Source organism: Streptomyces sp. NBC_00190 (assembly GCF_036203305.1).
Taxonomy (GTDB): Bacteria; Actinomycetota; Actinomycetes; order Streptomycetales; family Streptomycetaceae; genus Streptomyces.
Genome location: NZ_CP108131.1, coordinates 1,066,778 through 1,081,122, shown reverse-complemented (window position 1 = coordinate 1,081,122; position 14,345 = coordinate 1,066,778). Strand labels below are relative to the sequence as shown.

Genomic DNA, 14,345 nt, shown 5'->3' with positions numbered 1-14,345 from the left:
CGGGGCCGTGGACCAGACACCGGAGCCGGCGTCCCGCCGGACACCGCTCTACCGGACCGTCGCCGCGGACCTGCGGACCGCGATCACGGCGGGGGAGTACGGCTCCGGCGCCCGGCTCCCCGCCGAGGACGAACTCGCCCGCCGCTACGGCGTCTCCCGCGGTACGGTCCGCCAGGCGCTGGCCGCGCTGCGCAGCGACGGGCTGATCACCTCGCGCCGCGGCAGCCGCCGGGTCGTGCTGGCCGGCCCCGGCGGCCAGGGCGGCGCCGCCGAACTGCGGAGCTTCACGCGGTGGGCGCGCTCGCTGGGCGAGGAGCCGGGCGGCCGGACCGTCTCGGTCGAGCGGGGTGAGGCCGACGCCGAGGAGGCGGAGCAGTTGCGGGTCGAACCCGGCGCCACCGTCCACCGCGTGCTCAGGCTGCGTACGCTCTCCGGCGCACCGGTCATGGTGGAGCGCACGACGTACCCGGCGGCGGTGGGCGCGCTGGTGGCCGAGATGCCGCTGGACACGGTTTCGTACTCCGGGCAACTCGCGCTGCACGGAGTGCTGTTCATCGACGCCCACCACACCATCGACATCGCCCTCGCGGACGCCGACGACGCGCGGCTGCTGGGCTGCCGGGCCGGGGACGCGCTGCTGCGGGAGCGGCGGCGCTCCACCGACCCGGCCGGCGTCCCGGTGGAGTGGTCGCAGGACCGCTACCTTCCCGGGACGGTGGCCTTCACCGTGCACACCACGGCGGCGGGCGGGCTGGGCCGACGGCTCAGGCCCTGACCAGCAGCCCTTCCAGCAGCGGCCGGAAGTGCTCGAAGCCCGGGGTCGCCATATCCGGGTCCTTCGCCCACTCGTCCCAGCGCCGTACGGCCACGGCGTCGGCCGCGCCGGGCAGCGCCTCGAAGGCGCGGGCCTGGTCCTCGGTCATCGGCCCGCCCTGGACGCGCAACGTGTGCACGGAGGCCTCGGAGAGCAGGTCGAAGTAGCCGGGCTCGGCCGTGCAGAGGTACCGCTTGGCGGCGACGTGCAGCCGTACCGGCTCGGTCACCTCCGGACCGAACCACCGGGCGAGCCAGTCCGCTGCGGTGTGGCTGTGCCGGTTGTCCACGCCGCCCTCCATCAGGTCGCGGCCGGTCACCGTGCCGTGGAAGTGCCCGATGTCGTGCAGCAGGGCGGCGGCGACGAGGTGCGCGGGCGCGCCGGCGGCCTCGGCGAGGGCGGCGGCCTGGAGCATGTGCCCGGCCTGGGTGACGGCTTCGCCGAAGTACTCGGCGCTGCCCTCGCCCTCGAAGAGCGCGGCGAGCGTGTCGACGGGGCTGATGTCCCGGGTCATGAGCGGTCTCCTCCGCGGCGCAGGACGGACAGGGTGGACAGGAGGCCGTCGAGGTCGGCGTAGGCCCCCTGGAGGTGGCGGGCGCCGGACTCGGCGAAGGCCGTACGGGCGTGCAGCAGGCGGGTGTTGTCGAAGACGACGCAGTCGCCGGGGGCCAGCCGGAAATCCAGCTGGAGGCCGGGGCGCAGCAGCAGCCGTGCGAACGTGCGGTAGGCGGCGTAGAACTCCTCCACGACCGCGGCCGTCTGGTGCAGGGTGCCGATGGAGCGGTTGTTGAACCGGATCTCCCGGATGCGCCCGAGCGGGTCCACGTCGATCAGCGGCCGGTGGGCGCGCAGCTCGGTGCGGGCGTCGGCGAAGGCGAACTCGACGGGCACGCGGGTCAGTACGGCGAAGGCGTCCGGGTCCTCTTCGCGCAGCAGCGCGGCGGCGTGGAAGCCGTCGACGAGTCCGGAGTCCCCGCCCCGCGCCTCGTTGCTCAGGCAGTGCAGCAGCTGGAGCGTGGGCACCGGGTCCCGGTACGGGTTGTCCGTGTGCGGGGTGATCCGGGCGCCGGTGAAGGCGAGATTGTTGGGGTCGGCCTCCACCCGGACCTCGAAGAGCTCGCCGTAGTTCGTCTCGCGCACGAAGCCGAAGGTGCGCGCCACGTCGAGGACCATCCGGTCCCGGGGCGGGACACCCCGCAGCAGGACGAAGCCGAGGCGCGCCACGCTGTCGAGCGTCCGCATCCGCACCCGGCGGTCGCCGATGTACGCGCCCCAGCCGGCCTCGGGGATCCGCCCGCGCAGATCCGCCGCGGCCCACAGGTCCTTGTCCGCCTCGGTCCGGCCGTCGCCCGCGCGGGGCGGGCCGAGGGCTGCGCCGGGCGCGTGGGCGGCGAGCCAGGCGTCCGGGTAGACGGACCGGTGTCCGTCGGGCTCCCACAGCACTTCCCGGCCGGGGCCGCCGTCCGCGGCCGGGACACCGTCCCGTACCGCGCCGACGGCCAGGTCGTCGGGCAGGTCGGTGATCTGGAACAGCTTCTGGCCGTTGCGCGGGTCACGGCAGGCGCCGCAAGGACAGTTGTCGCGCAGCCAGAAGGCGGGCGGGTGGGCGGTCTCCGTCGCGGTCATCGCTTCTCCATCGGAGTTGTATATACAACTTTCGGAACGGCATGGTGGCAGTGCCGGATGACCGGAAGGTGGCGGCGAAGTGTCCGACGGCTCCCGCCCGCTCCCGAGGAACCGGATCACGCGGGCCGTCGTCTGAGACCCCGTGTGGATGAAACGAAGAATCCTGGTCCTGCTGTTCGCCCTGCTCGCGACCCAGTTGGGCTCGCTCATCAGCCCCGCGTGGGCCTGCGGATGCGGGGCGATGATCCCTGAGGGCTACGCGCGGATCGGGGTCGAGAAGGAGACCTCCGTCGTGCGCTGGGACGGGCGCGCCGAACAGATCGTGATGCGGTTCGTCGTCCGCGGGGACGCGCCCCGGGCGGCCTGGATCATGCCGGTGCCGGGCCGGGCCACGGTGGAGCTCGCGGACGGGGCCGTGTTCGGTCAGCTCTCCCAGCTGACCGAGCCGCAGGAGAAGCCCCGGCACTACTTCTGGCCGCGCGACGGCGACTGGCCCTTCTCCGCCACCGCCGGGGACCGCATGGTCGGAGCCGCGCCGGGCGCCGGCGCCCCCTCGGTCGGGGTGGTCGGCCGGGAGCAGCTCGGCGACTTCGACGTCGCGCGCCTGACCGCGACCGACCCGGACGCGCTGCGGAACTGGCTGGAGGACAACGGCTTCAAACTGCCCGACGGCCTCGCCACCGAATTGAAGCCCTACGTCGACCAGAAGTGGGAGTACGTCGCCGTCCGCCTCGCCCCGCGGCAGCAGGGCAAGAAGCTGCAGGGCACCCTGGACCCGCTGAAGATCCGCTTCGACAGCGAGCGGCTCGTCTACCCCATGCGGCTCTCCCGGATGGCGAAGACCCCGCAGTCCCTCGGCCTGTACGTGCTCGCCGACCACCGCATGGAACCCGGCTCCACGATCGGCGGCTCCGCGCCGAAGGTGACCTTCGCGGGCACCGTGACGGCGAGGAAGGGCACCCCGCTCGCCGAACTCACCGGCGGCGAGCCGGTGTTCCTCACCGCGATCGACCAGGAATTCCCGGAGCCCGCTCGCATCGACGGCGACCACGAACTGCGCGCCACCGCCAAGGACACCCCGTACCGCCGGACCGTCTACCACGACGAGCTGCTCACGGTGGGCGACGGCGTTCCGGTGTGGCTCCTGACGGTGTCGGCAGTCCTGGTGGTGTCGGCGGCGGCCGTCACGCTCCTGCTCCGGCGCCGCCGACGGACCTCCTAGAAGGATGGAAGGCTAGAAGGGCAGGGGCGGGTGGGTCCGCCAGAACGCGCACTGGTGGTCCGCCGCGAACGACGAACCCGCCGACATCGCCGTGGGGTTGAGGGTGAGGACCGGGGCGGCCCCGGCGCCGGGAACGACCGCCGGCCACCGGGTCTGACCCGGCACGGCGGGCACGCCGAAGCGGGCGAAGGCGCCCCAGTACCGCTTCATCCGGGTCGCCAGCGCGACCTGCACGGCGGTCAGCGGGCGGTCGCCCATGGTGAAGTCGTGCAGGTACGCCAGCTCCGCGCTGTGCGCGTTCGACTCGTCCAGGCCCGGCACCTGCGCCCCGGCCAGCGTCGGCGACTGCGGATCATCGAACTCGTAGGCGTACGCCGGCACTTGGGAGGCGAAGAGCTCGGCCGTCCACGCGGTGTGGCAGGCGAAGGACGAGTCGGTCATGAGGGCCGACAGCGCGAGATAGGGCGAGCCGTGGTCCGCCACCGGATACCGGGCGAGGACCTCGGCCCCCGCGTCTCCGTAAGCCGCCATGATCTGCGCCGTGTACTGGTCCTGCGTCAGACCGGGCCGGCTGAGCGCGACGAAGAAGCGGGCCTCCGAACGGGTGCTCCCGATCAGGACCGGCACCTTGTTCCACGTCCCGGTCCCGATCGCCTGCTCCGGATCGACCGGAAGCAGGCCGTCGCCGGAGGCCGGACCCGGGGTGGGCAGCGTACGGGCCGCCTCCACCAGGGCCGCTCCAGAGGCGCCGCGCAGACACGCGGCGACCCCGGCCGGGCCGGCGCACCCCGCCCGCGCGGCGAAGGCCCGCGCCTGCGCCTGGGCCCGCGCGCTGTCGGGCGTACGCAGCAAGGTGCACGGTCCGCTCTGCAGCACGGCCCGGTGGAACAGGCCCGCGGCCGACGGGCTCGCCAGCAGCGCGCAGACCGAACCGCTGCCCGCGGACTGGCCGGAGACCGTGACGCTGTCCGGATCACCGCCGAACGCGGCGATGTTCTGTCGCGTCCAGCGCAGCGCCGCGATCTGGTCCATCAGTCCGAAGGACCCGGAGCGCGGCGCGTCGCTCCCCTCGGCCAGCTCGGGCAGGTCCAGATAACCGAGCTGTCCCAGCCGGTAGTTGATGCTCACCACCACGGTCTGGGTGAGATCCGCCATCGTGCGCCCGCCGAACTGGGTTCCCGTGCCCTGGCTGTACGCGCCGCCGTGCATCCAGAAGATCACCGGGAGCCGGGCTCCGTGACGGGCCGTGCGGGGCCGGTACACGTCCAGGTACAGGCAGTCCTCCGCGGCGGCCCGCGGATCACGCAGCCCGAACGGCGAGAACTGCAGGCACGCCGGAGCCTGCCGGTCGGCCTCCCGCACCCCGGTCCACCGGGGCGCCGGCCGCGGCGGGCGCAGCCGTGCGTCCGCGACCGGGGGAGCGGCGTACGGGACGCCGAGGAACTCCTCGGCCCCGTCGCGCGTCTGCCCCCGCAGGGCGCCCTGCGCGAGGGAGACCACCGGGCGCGCCGGTCCGTCGGACGCGCCGGACCGGGCCGTGCCACCGGGCAGCGCCGCGGCGGGCAGCGCCGAGGCGAGCAGAGTCGAGGTGAGCAGAGCCGCCAGCGCGAGGGCCGTTCCGAGCAGGGGTCTTGCCGAAGTCAGCCGCTTGCCGGGCCACTTCATCCGTCCTCCTGGGGGTGTGACCGAGGGCCGGGGGCGGACGGGCGTGCCGCCGCGCCCCCGGCCGTCCGACGGGTTACGGGCGGAGCCCCGCGAGCAGGGCGGAGGCCAGGGCGTGGTCGGCCGGGCCGGTGTTCCAGTCGGCGTTCATGGGGCTGACGGCGATCCGGTCCGCGCTCACGGCCTCGATGTCGCCGCCCTTGGCCGCGGCGCGCGGCACGACCTTCACGGTCACCTTCCAGGTGCCGTCGCCGGAATCGGTGAAGTCCGGCTCCAGGAGCGTCTGCGGATCCTGGAACGTCGCTGCCACACCGGCGGCCGTACCCGTGCCGTCCGCGCCGACCACGGGATGGTTGACGTTGAGGCCGACGCCCTTGGGCAGCAGCGGGCCGGACCGGGGGGCCCGCGCCCGCAGGCGGTCGATCAGCTTGACGGCGAAGTCGAGCGTCGGGCCCATCGCGTTGACGGTGGTGACCGGGTCGGGCGCGGTCAGACCGCCGGTGCTCAGTGCGATGGCGGGGACGCCGGACTCCAGCGCGGCGACCGCGCCGCCGACCGTGCCCGAGTGGGTGGCGAGCCCGGCGACGTTCGGGCCGAAGTTGGTGCCGGAGACCACCAGATCGGGGGCCCCGTCCGCGAAGACCTCGGCCAGGCCGAAGGCGACGGAGTCGCCCGGCGTGCCGTCGACGGCCCACACCTTGGGCTCGGGGTGCTTCACCGTCAGGGTGGGGGCGCTCATCATCTTCGTACCCGTGCCGCTCTGATTGGTGAGCGGGGCGACGATCGTGACGTCGTGTCCGGCCGCGGTCAGCCGCTCGAACGCCTTCCGGATGCCGGGCGCGTTGTAGCCGTCGTCGTTGGTGAGCAGGATCCGCAGCGGGCCGGCGGCCGCGGGTACGGGGGCGGGCGCGGGCACGGTCTGTGGCGAGGCGGCCGCGGGTGCCGTGCCGGCCAGGGCCGGAGCGCACAGCATCAGTGCGGCCAGCGGCAGAACTCGCTTGCGTCTCACAGGAGTGCTCCTTCGAAGGGGAGGGAGAGGAGGGTGAGAAGGGTGGTGACCGGCGGGCGCGTGACCCTCGGCATGCGCCCGCCGGAGTTCGGTGTCAGCGCACGCTGCGGATCGGCAGGATGGCGAGCGCGCCGATCAGGGACAGCGCGCCGCCGGCGAGGAAGAGCGGGGTGTAGCCGCCCAGGCCCGTGACGATCGCCGAGGCGACGAAGGGGGCGACGACCTGCGGCCCGGCATTGGCGATGTTGAGTACGCCCATGTCGCGGGCTGCGTCCTCGGCGCGGGGGAGGACCAGGGTGACGAGCGCGGTGTCGACGGCCATGAAACAGCCGAAGGCGAGGCCGTTGAGCGCGCTGAAGACGAGCATGCCGGTCCACGTCGGGCTCACCACGGGCACTGCCATGACGAGTCCGGCGAGGGCGGCCGAGACGCCGACGAACACCTTGCGGCGGTTCAGGCGGTCGGACAGCAGACCGCCGAGCACGGTGGAGACGGCCATCGCGACCATCGACACCGGGGTGAGCACGGCCATCGCGGCGGGCGGGGTCAGCCCGGCGGGCAGGGCGATGTGGTCGTCGAGGATGTACAGCTGGTAGCCGACGACGGAGAAGTAGCCGAGGACCATCAGGGCGCGGCCGATGAAGGCCCACCGGAAGTCGTGGTTGCCGAGGGACGAGAGGAAGGCGGCGAGCCCGGCGCCCTTGGGGCGGGCGGCCGCGGAGGCCGCGCCCGGGGCGGACCGGGGGCGCGGCAGGTCCCGGCAGAAGGTGGTGAGCAGCAGCGCCGCTCCGGCGACGATGGCGCCGAAGACGAGGTAGCCGGTGCGCAGGTGGTCCGCGGTCTGGGAGGCGACCAGGACGCCGACCGTGCCGCCGATGGGCAGTCCCAGTCCGACCAGCGCGGACGCGGTGCCGCGGCGGGCGGCGGGGATGCGGTCGGGCACGATCGCGGTGACCGCCGCCTGGTAGACGTTCATGGTCGCCTGGACCAGGCACCAGCCGATGCCGACGAGCAGAGCGGTGCTCACGCTGCCGAGGAAGGCCAGGGCGGCGAGCGCGGCGAGGGCGCCGCCCAGGATCCAGGGGCTGCGGCGCCCGCTGCGGTCGGACAGGGCGCCGGCGATCGGGTTGAAGGCGGTCGCGAAGATCGAGCTGACGCCGCCGATCAGGCCGAGGAGCGCGACCTTGTTGGCGGGATCGATCTCGGCGATCTGCAGCGGCAGCAGGACGGATCCCACGCCCATGTAGACCGCCAGCATGGCGGCGTTGGCGAACAGCAGCAGGGGCAGCAGACCGCGCTGGCGGGGAGGCTCGGGGGCCGCGGGAACGGGATCGACGACGTCGGGCAGGGCCATGACGACTCCTCGGGAACGGAGCGGGGAGGTGATGAGCGGGGGCCGAACGGGGGGCGGCGGGGCGCGGCAGGGCGCCGCAGGGCGCGGGGAGGTGCGACGGACGGGTACTGGTCCTGCCAGCCGTCATTTACACGTGTTACCACTGGCGCTGGACACTGTGTAGCACCCATTTCCGGCCACCGCCAGAGGCTGCGTGCGGTCGTTGTGCAGATCGTGACCGTCCGGAGATTTCATCTGCCATGACGTGTAACCACAGCCCTTGTGGCAGTTGTGGTGCGTCGGCCATACTCCGTGCCGCGGTGCGACAACCCCATCGCCGCCGCCCCCACCCTGCGCGGCCCCCGCCGTCCGACGGCCGGGGCGTGCCCCGGAGTGCACCGCGCGTCCCGCGGCGCATCACGAGCCGCACCGGGCGCCGGGAGTTCGACCGGCTACCGCCGGGGGCCCGCACCGCCGGGTCCTGCGGGCCCGCGGAGGCGCCGCTCGCGCCGCCGGGTCCGCCCGGATGTCTTCAGGCTGACGTTCCCGGCCGACGTTCCCGCTCGACGTTCCCCGATCGCTGCCCCGATCGCCGCTCCTTCCGTCCCCTCCCGTGCCCGCGCTCCGCCCCAGGGGAGCGGACCGGTGTCCGTGAAAGGCCCGCCATGGCGCCCTCGTCCTCCCGTGTACCGCCGCCGCACCACCTGCCGGCGGCTCCGCCGCGCCACGCGCTCGGCTGCGGAATCCTCCTCCTCGTCGTACCGCTGCTCGTCGCGCTCCTGCTCCGCGTGGTCGAGCGCCCCTTCTTCCAGGGCGTCGACGACCGGTGGGCGGCCTCGGTGAACGGATCCGCCGTCGACGGCGGCGGCGGATTCACCCTCGTGCTCGACCGGCTCGGCGGCCCCCTCGGGCTGGTCGTGCCGCTCGCACTGATCGGCTGCCTCTGCGTCTACGGGCGCTGGCGATCGGCGCTCTTCGTCTTCACCGCGACCGTCGTCGCCAACGTCGTGGTGCTCCTGCCCCTCAAGGCGCTCGCCGACCGCCCGCGTCCCCCGCACCCGTCGGTCCTGGTCAACGACGGCTCGTACCCCTCCGGCCAGGTGTTCAGTGCCGTGACCCTGGTGATCGTGGTGGCGCTCGTGGTCTTCCCGCCGCGGGCCCGCCGCTGGTGGTGGCCCTGCGCGGCCGCGTACGTCCTCGCCATGATGGGAAGCAGGACCTGGCTGCACGCCCAGTGGCTCACCGACACCTTCGCCGGCGCCCTGGTCGGCGCCGGAGCCTGTCTGATGCTGTGGCGGGTCTTCGCGCCGCTGCTGCGTACGGAGGCGGAGCGCATCGCCTCGGACAGCCTGTGGCTGTGACTCCAAAATATCGTGAAGAGTTGACGGTCGAGAAATTCACGCAATAGTCTTGACGTGTCGGTACGCAGCCCGCGCGCCGCCAGGAAGGACCGGCTCATGGCTCACTCCCCAGGCGAGGAAACGACGGTGGCGGACCTGCCCGCAGGGCGGCTCCGCGGTGCGATCGAAGGCGGCGTCGCCGTCTTCCGGGCCGTGCCGTACGCCGCACCGCCGGTCGGCGACCTGCGGTGGAGGCCGGCCCGGCCGCACCCGGGCTGGAGCGGCACGCGCGACGCCACCGCCGACGGTCCGAGCGCGCCGCAGCTGTACCGGGAGGGCGGCGACCCGGTGCTCGGCGGGCACGGGTCGCCCCCCTTCGACGAGGACTGCCTGACCCTCAACGTCTGGACGCCCGCCGCCGACGCGGCCCGCCGCCCGGTCCTCGTCTGGATCCACGGCGGCGGCTTCGTGTCCGGTTCGGGCTCGCTGCCCGGGTACTCGGGCGAGACCTTCGCGCGCGACGGCGACCTCGTCGTCGTGAGCGTCAACTACCGCATCGGGCCACTGGGTTACCTCTACCTCGACGGCCCCGGCGAAACCGGCAACCCATGGCTCTCCGACCAGCTCGCCGCCCTGCGCTGGGTGAAGGAGAACATCGCCGCCCTCGGCGGCGACCCGGACTCCATCACGGTCGCCGGCCAGTCAGGCGGCGCGGTGTCCACCGCCGCCCTCGCCGGACATCCGCAGGCCCGGGACCTCATCAAGCGGGTGATCCTGCAGAGCCCGCCCTTCGGCCTGGACCTCCCCGACCCGGACGCGTACCTGGAGCGCACCGCCGCCTACCTGGAGCTGGCCGGAGCCAAGGACGCGGCGGAGCTGCGCGCCCTGCCCTGGCCCGAGCTGATCGGAGCGGGCGCCGGACTGTTCGCGCTGACGATGCGGTGGGGGCACTGGCCGACGCCCTTCCTGCCCGTGGTCGACGGCGCCACCCTGAGCCGGCACCCGGTGGAGGCCCTGCTGCACGGACCGGCGACCGGCATCGACGTCATGATCGGCTGGACCCGGGAGGAGGCCAACTTCGGCTTCGCGCTCGACGAGGAGTACGCCGCCGCCACCCGCGAGCAGGTGACCGCCCGGCTCGCCGAGACCGTCGGCGCCGAGGCCGCGCCCGAGGCGTACTCGGTGTACGAGCGCGCCCGGCCCGGCGCCCGCCCGGCCGATGTGCTCATGGACCTGATCACGGACGAGCTCTTCCGGGTGCCATCGGTGCGGCTGGCCGAAGCCAGGGCCGCGCTGGGCAGGCCCGTGTGGGCGTACCAGTTCGACCTGCCCACGCCCGCGCACGAGGGCCGGCTCGGCGCCGCGCACTGCCTCGAACTCCCCTTCGTCTTCGACAACTTCGACCAGTGGGCGCACGCCCCCTTCCTGGCCGGACTCGACCCCGCCGTCAGCGACGGCCTCGCGTACGCCATGCACCGGGCCTGGATCGCCTTCGTCCGCACCGGCGACCCGAACCATCCGGACCTGCCGCGGTGGGAGCCGTACGACACGCCGAAGCGCACCACGCTGCGCTTCGACTCCGTCATCACCGCCCTCGACGACCTCGCCGGCTCCTCCCGGCTCCTGCACGAGCGGGCCCGGCGGACCGGGCCGGCCGAGTAGACCGATCCGGCAGGGCCGACCGAGCCCCCGCACGCCTGATCGACCCCCGCCGCCCTGATCTAACTCGTGTAACCTGAAAGAAGGTGCAAGCCCGGCACAGCCAGAAGGAGCGTCGAGGGACGTCATGGTCAAAGACACACCCGTCCCCGCGTCGATCACCAGCGCGGACGTGGCCCGGCTCGCGGGGGTGTCGCGCGCCACCGTCTCCTTCGTGCTCAACGACACCCCGGGCCACCGCGTCAGCCAGAGCACCCGCGACCGCGTGCTCGACGCGGCCAGGCAGCTCGGCTACGTACCGCACGCCGCCGCCAGGTCCCTGCGGGCCGGCCGCAGCAACCTCGTCCTGATGCCATCGGCGATCTCCGCGATCGGCCGTCTCGTCAGCGACTGGGTCGACGACCTGCACAGCGAGCTCGACCGGCACGGCTACACGGCGGTGCTCCACGCGGGCCGCTTCGCCGACCCCCTCGACGCCGCCCGGGCCTGGGCCGAACTGCGCCCGGCGGCCGTCGTCGCCATGGACGGCGACCGCTTCACCGCCCAGGCGGCCGAACTGCTGCACCGCGCCGGGGTGCGCGGCCTGCTCGCCTTCGCGTCCCACCCCGTCGAGGGCGTGCACACCGTCGTTTTCGACCACGCCCACATCGGCGCCATCGCCGCCGAGCACCTCATCGCACGCGGCCGGACCCGGATCGGCGTCGTCATGCCCCAGGAACGCGGCCTGCGCACGCTCGCCGAGCCGCGCCTCGCGGGCGCCGAGTCGGTCGCCGCGCGTCGGATGGCCACCGTCACCCCGGTGGAGCTGGCCTACACCCGCGAATCCGCGACCGCCCTCGCCCGGCAGTGGCGCAGCCTGAACCTGGACTCCGTCTTCGCCTACAACGACGAGTACGCCGCGCTGCTCCTGCACGCGCTCCAGGCCGAGGGAATCGCCGTACCGGACGACGTCGCCCTGGTCGGCTGCGACGACCTCGTCCTCTCCGCACTCCAGCAGCCCGCGCTCACCACGGTCCGCCTCGACCTTCCGTCGGCCGCGCGGATCGCGGACGTCGTGCACGAGCTGATCGAGACCGGCACGGCGCCGCCGCTGCCGGACGTGGAAGCCGTCCTCGTCCACCGCGAGACCTCCTGAGGGGCCGGGGGAAGCGTCCCCCGGCCCCTCGGCCGGACACCCGGCCCGCATCAGCCGCCGCTCATCACCCCACAGGAGCGGCGGCCGATGCGGGCACGGAGTCCGGGGTGTCCGCGGCTGCCCCCCGGCGGCCGTGGACACGTGCGTGTTCCCGCGCGAGCGCGGGCCGCACCAGCCACCACGCCACCAGCCCGGCCCCCGCGCCCGCGGCGGCGCCGGCCACGGTGTCGGTGAGCCAGTGCGCGTGCAGCCAGGTACGGCTCCACATCATGGCGAGCGTGAAGGCCGTGCCCGCCGCCCACCACAGCCGCCGCCGGGCCGCCGGGACCAGCAGCGCCCCGACGATGACGACGAGGAGCGCCGCCGACGCGGAGTGCCCGGACGGGAAGGAGCCGTGGTCGACGCGGACCAGCGGGTGGGCCGGGCGCGGCCGGTCCACCAGGTGCTTGAGCCCTTGTACGACGGCCATGTTGCCGCCGAGGTAGACCAGCAGCAGGAAGCCGGCCGACACCCAGCGCCCGCGCAGGAGCAGCAGGAGCAGCAGGGCGAGCGGGACGACGGCCCCCAGGGGGCCGCCGAACCAGTTCAGGGCCGCGGCCAGGGCCGAGTACAGCCCCTCGTGCGGCCCGCCCATCCATGCCAGCCACCGCTCGTCCAGGCCCTGGAACGGAGGATCGGCGACGTCGGAGCGGACCACGAGGGCCGCCAGCGCGGCGGCCCCCAGGAGCAGGAGGCCCAGGACGAGTGCGCCGGGGCCGCCTCGGCCGGCGGGTCTGGCGGAGCGGCGGGCGGGGGCCGGACGTGTGGACATGGCTGCCTCTCGCGGCCGCGGACCCGGCCCGCGGCCGTAGGTGATCTGGGAAAACGGGGGCGCGGCCGGGCCGCGCCGCACGACGACAGGCGCTAGGGGGTGGTGGAGCCGAGGTGCCGGGCCAGGAAGGCCACGCTCCGGGCGACGAGCCCGGGGATGTCCGGGGAGCCGATGAAGATGTGGTCCGCGCCGTCGACGGGCTCCAGGATGACCTCGCCCCCGGCGCCCTCCAGCGCCCCGGCGAGTACCTCGCTCTGGCTGTAGGGGACCAGGCCGTCCGCGGTTCCGTGGACGAGCAGGAACGGCGGCAGGTGCGGGCCCCCGGCGTACGTCACCGGGCTCGCGGCCCGCGCCAGCGCCGGGCGCTCGGCCTCGGTACCGCCGAGCAGGGCCTCGTACGGATCGGGGAACGGGGCGCCCGACGGCATCGGCGGCATGGGGTGCGCGGCCAGGGCGACGAGGTCGGAGCAGCCGTACCAGTCGACGACGGCCAGCACCCCGGTCTCCCCGGAGCCGACCCCTTCCGTGCCCTCCAGCGCCGCGCCGTCCGGGCTGCCCGGGCCGACCAGACCGGCGAGCGCGGCCAGGTGGCCGCCGGCCGACTCGCCCCAGACGCCGATCCGGTCGGGGTCGATGCCGAGGACTCCGGCGAACCGGCGGACGTAGCGGATCGCGGCCTTCACGTCATGCAGCTGGGCCGGGAAAGGCGCTTCGAGGCTGTGCCGGTAGTCGATGGAGACCAGCGCGAGCCCGGCCGCCAGGATCGAACCGTGCAGCAGCGCGGCGGGCACGGTCGGCGGCGGGTAGCGGCGGTCGCCCTCCAGCCAGCCGCCGCCGTGGATCCACACGACGACGGGGAACGGCCCTTCGCCGGCGGGCACCTGGACGTCGAGCAGCCGGGGGCGGTAGCCCGGCTTGGTCGCGTACGTGACCCCCTCGAAGCGGCGTATGCCGTCCGGGCCGGTCACGGGCGGCACGGGGGAGTGGTACGGCGGGGGCGGCCAGGCCATGTCGGCGGTGTCGAACTCGGCCGGGGGAGATTGCGTCATTGAGGCCCTTCCAATTCGGCGCCGGCCGGGGCGGCCGGCTGGGCCCGGTGAGCGGGCACAGGCGGGAGCTTCGCGAGGATTGTCCGAAATGCTTGCGCGGTTCACCGGGGAGGGTTAGCGTGTTACACGTGTAATCACAATCTAGCGACGCGTTTCCGCTGACCACAAGCCCATGAGCGATCAGACTTCGGGTCCAGTTACACGAGCAGCTCCAGTGGGTCCGTCGCCTTCCCCCTCCGGGAGCACCACATGCTCACCACCACCGTCGGCAGCGCCGTCCGCAACGTCATCCACTGGATCGCCGACCCGGACCCGGCGACCGTCCCGCGGGTCAGGGCTCGGGTGCGGGCCGTGCTCGCGGGCTGGGGCGTCCCGGCCGACGAGACGGACGTCCTGCTGCTGGCCGTGAGCGAACTCGTCGGCAACGTCGTCCGGCATGCCGGCGCCGGCCGGATGAGGGTGGGGTTGGCCTGTGACGGCAGATGGCTCCGGCTGGAGGTCGCCGACCAGGGTGCGGCCCTTCCGCTCCTGCCCGGGCCCCGCGCCGAGGGCGACCTGGACTCCGAGGGTGGTCGCGGCCTGCTGATCGTCCAGTTGATGGCCGTCGGCCTGGGAGGTGAACTCTCGGTGGTCGTCGACGAGTTCGGGAAATCCGCCCGCGTGCGCATACCGGCGCCCTGAGTCG

Annotated in this window: 13 protein-coding genes; 6 read left to right on the top strand and 7 right to left on the bottom strand. The window is 74.1% G+C overall.

The genetic code is table 11. The annotated features are described in order from the left end of the window. Nucleotides 1-7 precede the first annotated feature (7 nt). Nucleotides 8-775 carry a GntR family transcriptional regulator gene (locus tag OG429_RS05450; protein WP_328924140.1) on the top strand — a complete coding sequence of 256 codons (768 nt, stop codon included), beginning with the start codon at nucleotides 8-10 and terminating at the stop codon, nucleotides 773-775. Here OG429_RS05450 and OG429_RS05445 read toward each other — a convergent pair. Next, nucleotides 765-1,328 carry a phosphonate degradation HD-domain oxygenase gene (locus OG429_RS05445; protein WP_328924139.1) on the bottom strand — a complete coding sequence of 188 codons (564 nt, stop codon included), beginning with the start codon at nucleotides 1,326-1,328 and terminating at the stop codon, nucleotides 765-767. The genes OG429_RS05450 and OG429_RS05445 overlap by 11 nt on opposite strands. Next, entirely contained in the window at nucleotides 1,325-2,440 is a 1,116-nt protein-coding gene (gene tmpA / locus OG429_RS05440) for a 2-trimethylaminoethylphosphonate dioxygenase (protein ID WP_328924138.1), read from the bottom strand. The genes OG429_RS05445 and tmpA overlap by 4 nt, the downstream gene beginning before the upstream one ends. A 148-nt stretch (nucleotides 2,441-2,588) precedes the next feature. On the opposite strand from tmpA, the gene OG429_RS05435 reads away from it, so the two are divergent. After that, nucleotides 2,589-3,662: a DUF2330 domain-containing protein gene (locus OG429_RS05435; protein ID WP_328924137.1), complete on the top strand. Its 1,074-nt coding sequence runs from the start codon at nucleotides 2,589-2,591 to the stop codon at nucleotides 3,660-3,662. 12 nt (nucleotides 3,663-3,674) lie between these two features. Here OG429_RS05435 and OG429_RS05430 read toward each other — a convergent pair whose 3' ends face one another. The 3 genes from OG429_RS05430 to OG429_RS05420 all read right to left on the bottom strand — a co-directional run bounded on the left by OG429_RS05430 (nucleotide 3,675) and on the right by OG429_RS05420 (nucleotide 7,687). Then, nucleotides 3,675-5,327, bottom strand: coding sequence for a carboxylesterase/lipase family protein (locus OG429_RS05430; RefSeq protein ID WP_328924136.1), 1,653 nt, complete (start codon nucleotides 5,325-5,327; stop codon nucleotides 3,675-3,677). A 73-nt stretch (nucleotides 5,328-5,400) separates the two neighbouring features. Further along, nucleotides 5,401-6,333: a 5'/3'-nucleotidase SurE gene (gene surE / locus OG429_RS05425; RefSeq protein ID WP_328924135.1), complete on the bottom strand. Its 933-nt coding sequence runs from the start codon at nucleotides 6,331-6,333 to the stop codon at nucleotides 5,401-5,403. Between the two features lie 94 nt (nucleotides 6,334-6,427). Next, complete coding sequence (locus OG429_RS05420) at nucleotides 6,428-7,687, bottom strand: MFS transporter (protein ID WP_328924134.1); 1,260 nt, start codon at nucleotides 7,685-7,687, stop codon at nucleotides 6,428-6,430. Between the two features lie 644 nt (nucleotides 7,688-8,331). On the opposite strand from OG429_RS05420, the gene OG429_RS05415 reads away from it, so the two are divergent. From OG429_RS05415 to OG429_RS05405, 3 genes are all read left to right on the top strand, one after another. Further along, a complete protein-coding gene (locus OG429_RS05415) occupies nucleotides 8,332-9,027 on the top strand; it encodes a phosphatase PAP2 family protein (protein WP_328924133.1) in 696 nt (231 codons plus the stop codon). Nucleotides 9,028-9,123: 96 nt separating this feature from the next. Then, nucleotides 9,124-10,668, top strand: coding sequence for a carboxylesterase/lipase family protein (locus tag OG429_RS05410; protein ID WP_328924132.1), 1,545 nt, complete (start codon nucleotides 9,124-9,126; stop codon nucleotides 10,666-10,668). A 124-nt stretch (nucleotides 10,669-10,792) separates the two neighbouring features. Next, nucleotides 10,793-11,800 (top strand): LacI family DNA-binding transcriptional regulator, encoded by a 1,008-nt coding sequence (locus OG429_RS05405; RefSeq protein WP_328924131.1) that lies wholly within the window; start codon nucleotides 10,793-10,795, stop codon nucleotides 11,798-11,800. Between the two features lie 64 nt (nucleotides 11,801-11,864). On the opposite strand, the gene OG429_RS05400 is transcribed toward OG429_RS05405, so the two are convergent. Both OG429_RS05400 and OG429_RS05395 read right to left on the bottom strand, forming a co-directional pair. Beyond that, entirely contained in the window at nucleotides 11,865-12,611 is a 747-nt protein-coding gene (locus OG429_RS05400; protein WP_328924130.1) for a phosphatase PAP2 family protein, read from the bottom strand. A gap of 92 nt (nucleotides 12,612-12,703) precedes the next feature. Beyond that, nucleotides 12,704-13,660 (bottom strand): alpha/beta hydrolase, encoded by a 957-nt coding sequence (locus OG429_RS05395; protein ID WP_328924129.1) that lies wholly within the window; start codon nucleotides 13,658-13,660, stop codon nucleotides 12,704-12,706. Nucleotides 13,661-13,909: 249 nt separating this feature from the next. Between OG429_RS05395 and OG429_RS05390 the strand changes: the two genes are divergently transcribed. Continuing rightward, nucleotides 13,910-14,341 carry an ATP-binding protein gene (locus OG429_RS05390; RefSeq protein ID WP_328924128.1) on the top strand — a complete coding sequence of 144 codons (432 nt, stop codon included), beginning with the start codon at nucleotides 13,910-13,912 and terminating at the stop codon, nucleotides 14,339-14,341. The last annotated feature ends 4 nt before the right edge of the window (nucleotides 14,342-14,345 follow it).

What these genes read in the sequence shown, in the direction of transcription:
- OG429_RS05415 (WP_328924133.1), top strand. Translation starts at nt 8,332, where the DNA reads ATGGCGCCCTCGTCCTCCCGTGTACCGCCGCCGCACCACCTGCCGGCG.
- OG429_RS05445 (WP_328924139.1), bottom strand. Translation starts at nt 1,328, where the DNA reads ATGACCCGGGACATCAGCCCCGTCGACACGCTCGCCGCGCTCTTCGAG.
- OG429_RS05390 (WP_328924128.1), top strand. Translation starts at nt 13,910, where the DNA reads ATGCTCACCACCACCGTCGGCAGCGCCGTCCGCAACGTCATCCACTGG.
- OG429_RS05435 (WP_328924137.1), top strand. Translation starts at nt 2,589, where the DNA reads ATGAAACGAAGAATCCTGGTCCTGCTGTTCGCCCTGCTCGCGACCCAG.
- OG429_RS05400 (WP_328924130.1), bottom strand. Translation starts at nt 12,611, where the DNA reads ATGTCCACACGTCCGGCCCCCGCCCGCCGCTCCGCCAGACCCGCCGGC.
- OG429_RS05405 (WP_328924131.1), top strand. Translation starts at nt 10,793, where the DNA reads ATGGTCAAAGACACACCCGTCCCCGCGTCGATCACCAGCGCGGACGTG.
- OG429_RS05395 (WP_328924129.1), bottom strand. Translation starts at nt 13,660, where the DNA reads ATGACGCAATCTCCCCCGGCCGAGTTCGACACCGCCGACATGGCCTGG.
- OG429_RS05420 (WP_328924134.1), bottom strand. Translation starts at nt 7,687, where the DNA reads ATGGCCCTGCCCGACGTCGTCGATCCCGTTCCCGCGGCCCCCGAGCCT.
- tmpA (WP_328924138.1), bottom strand. Translation starts at nt 2,440, where the DNA reads ATGACCGCGACGGAGACCGCCCACCCGCCCGCCTTCTGGCTGCGCGAC.
- OG429_RS05430 (WP_328924136.1), bottom strand. Translation starts at nt 5,327, where the DNA reads ATGAAGTGGCCCGGCAAGCGGCTGACTTCGGCAAGACCCCTGCTCGGA.
- OG429_RS05410 (WP_328924132.1), top strand. Translation starts at nt 9,124, where the DNA reads ATGGCTCACTCCCCAGGCGAGGAAACGACGGTGGCGGACCTGCCCGCA.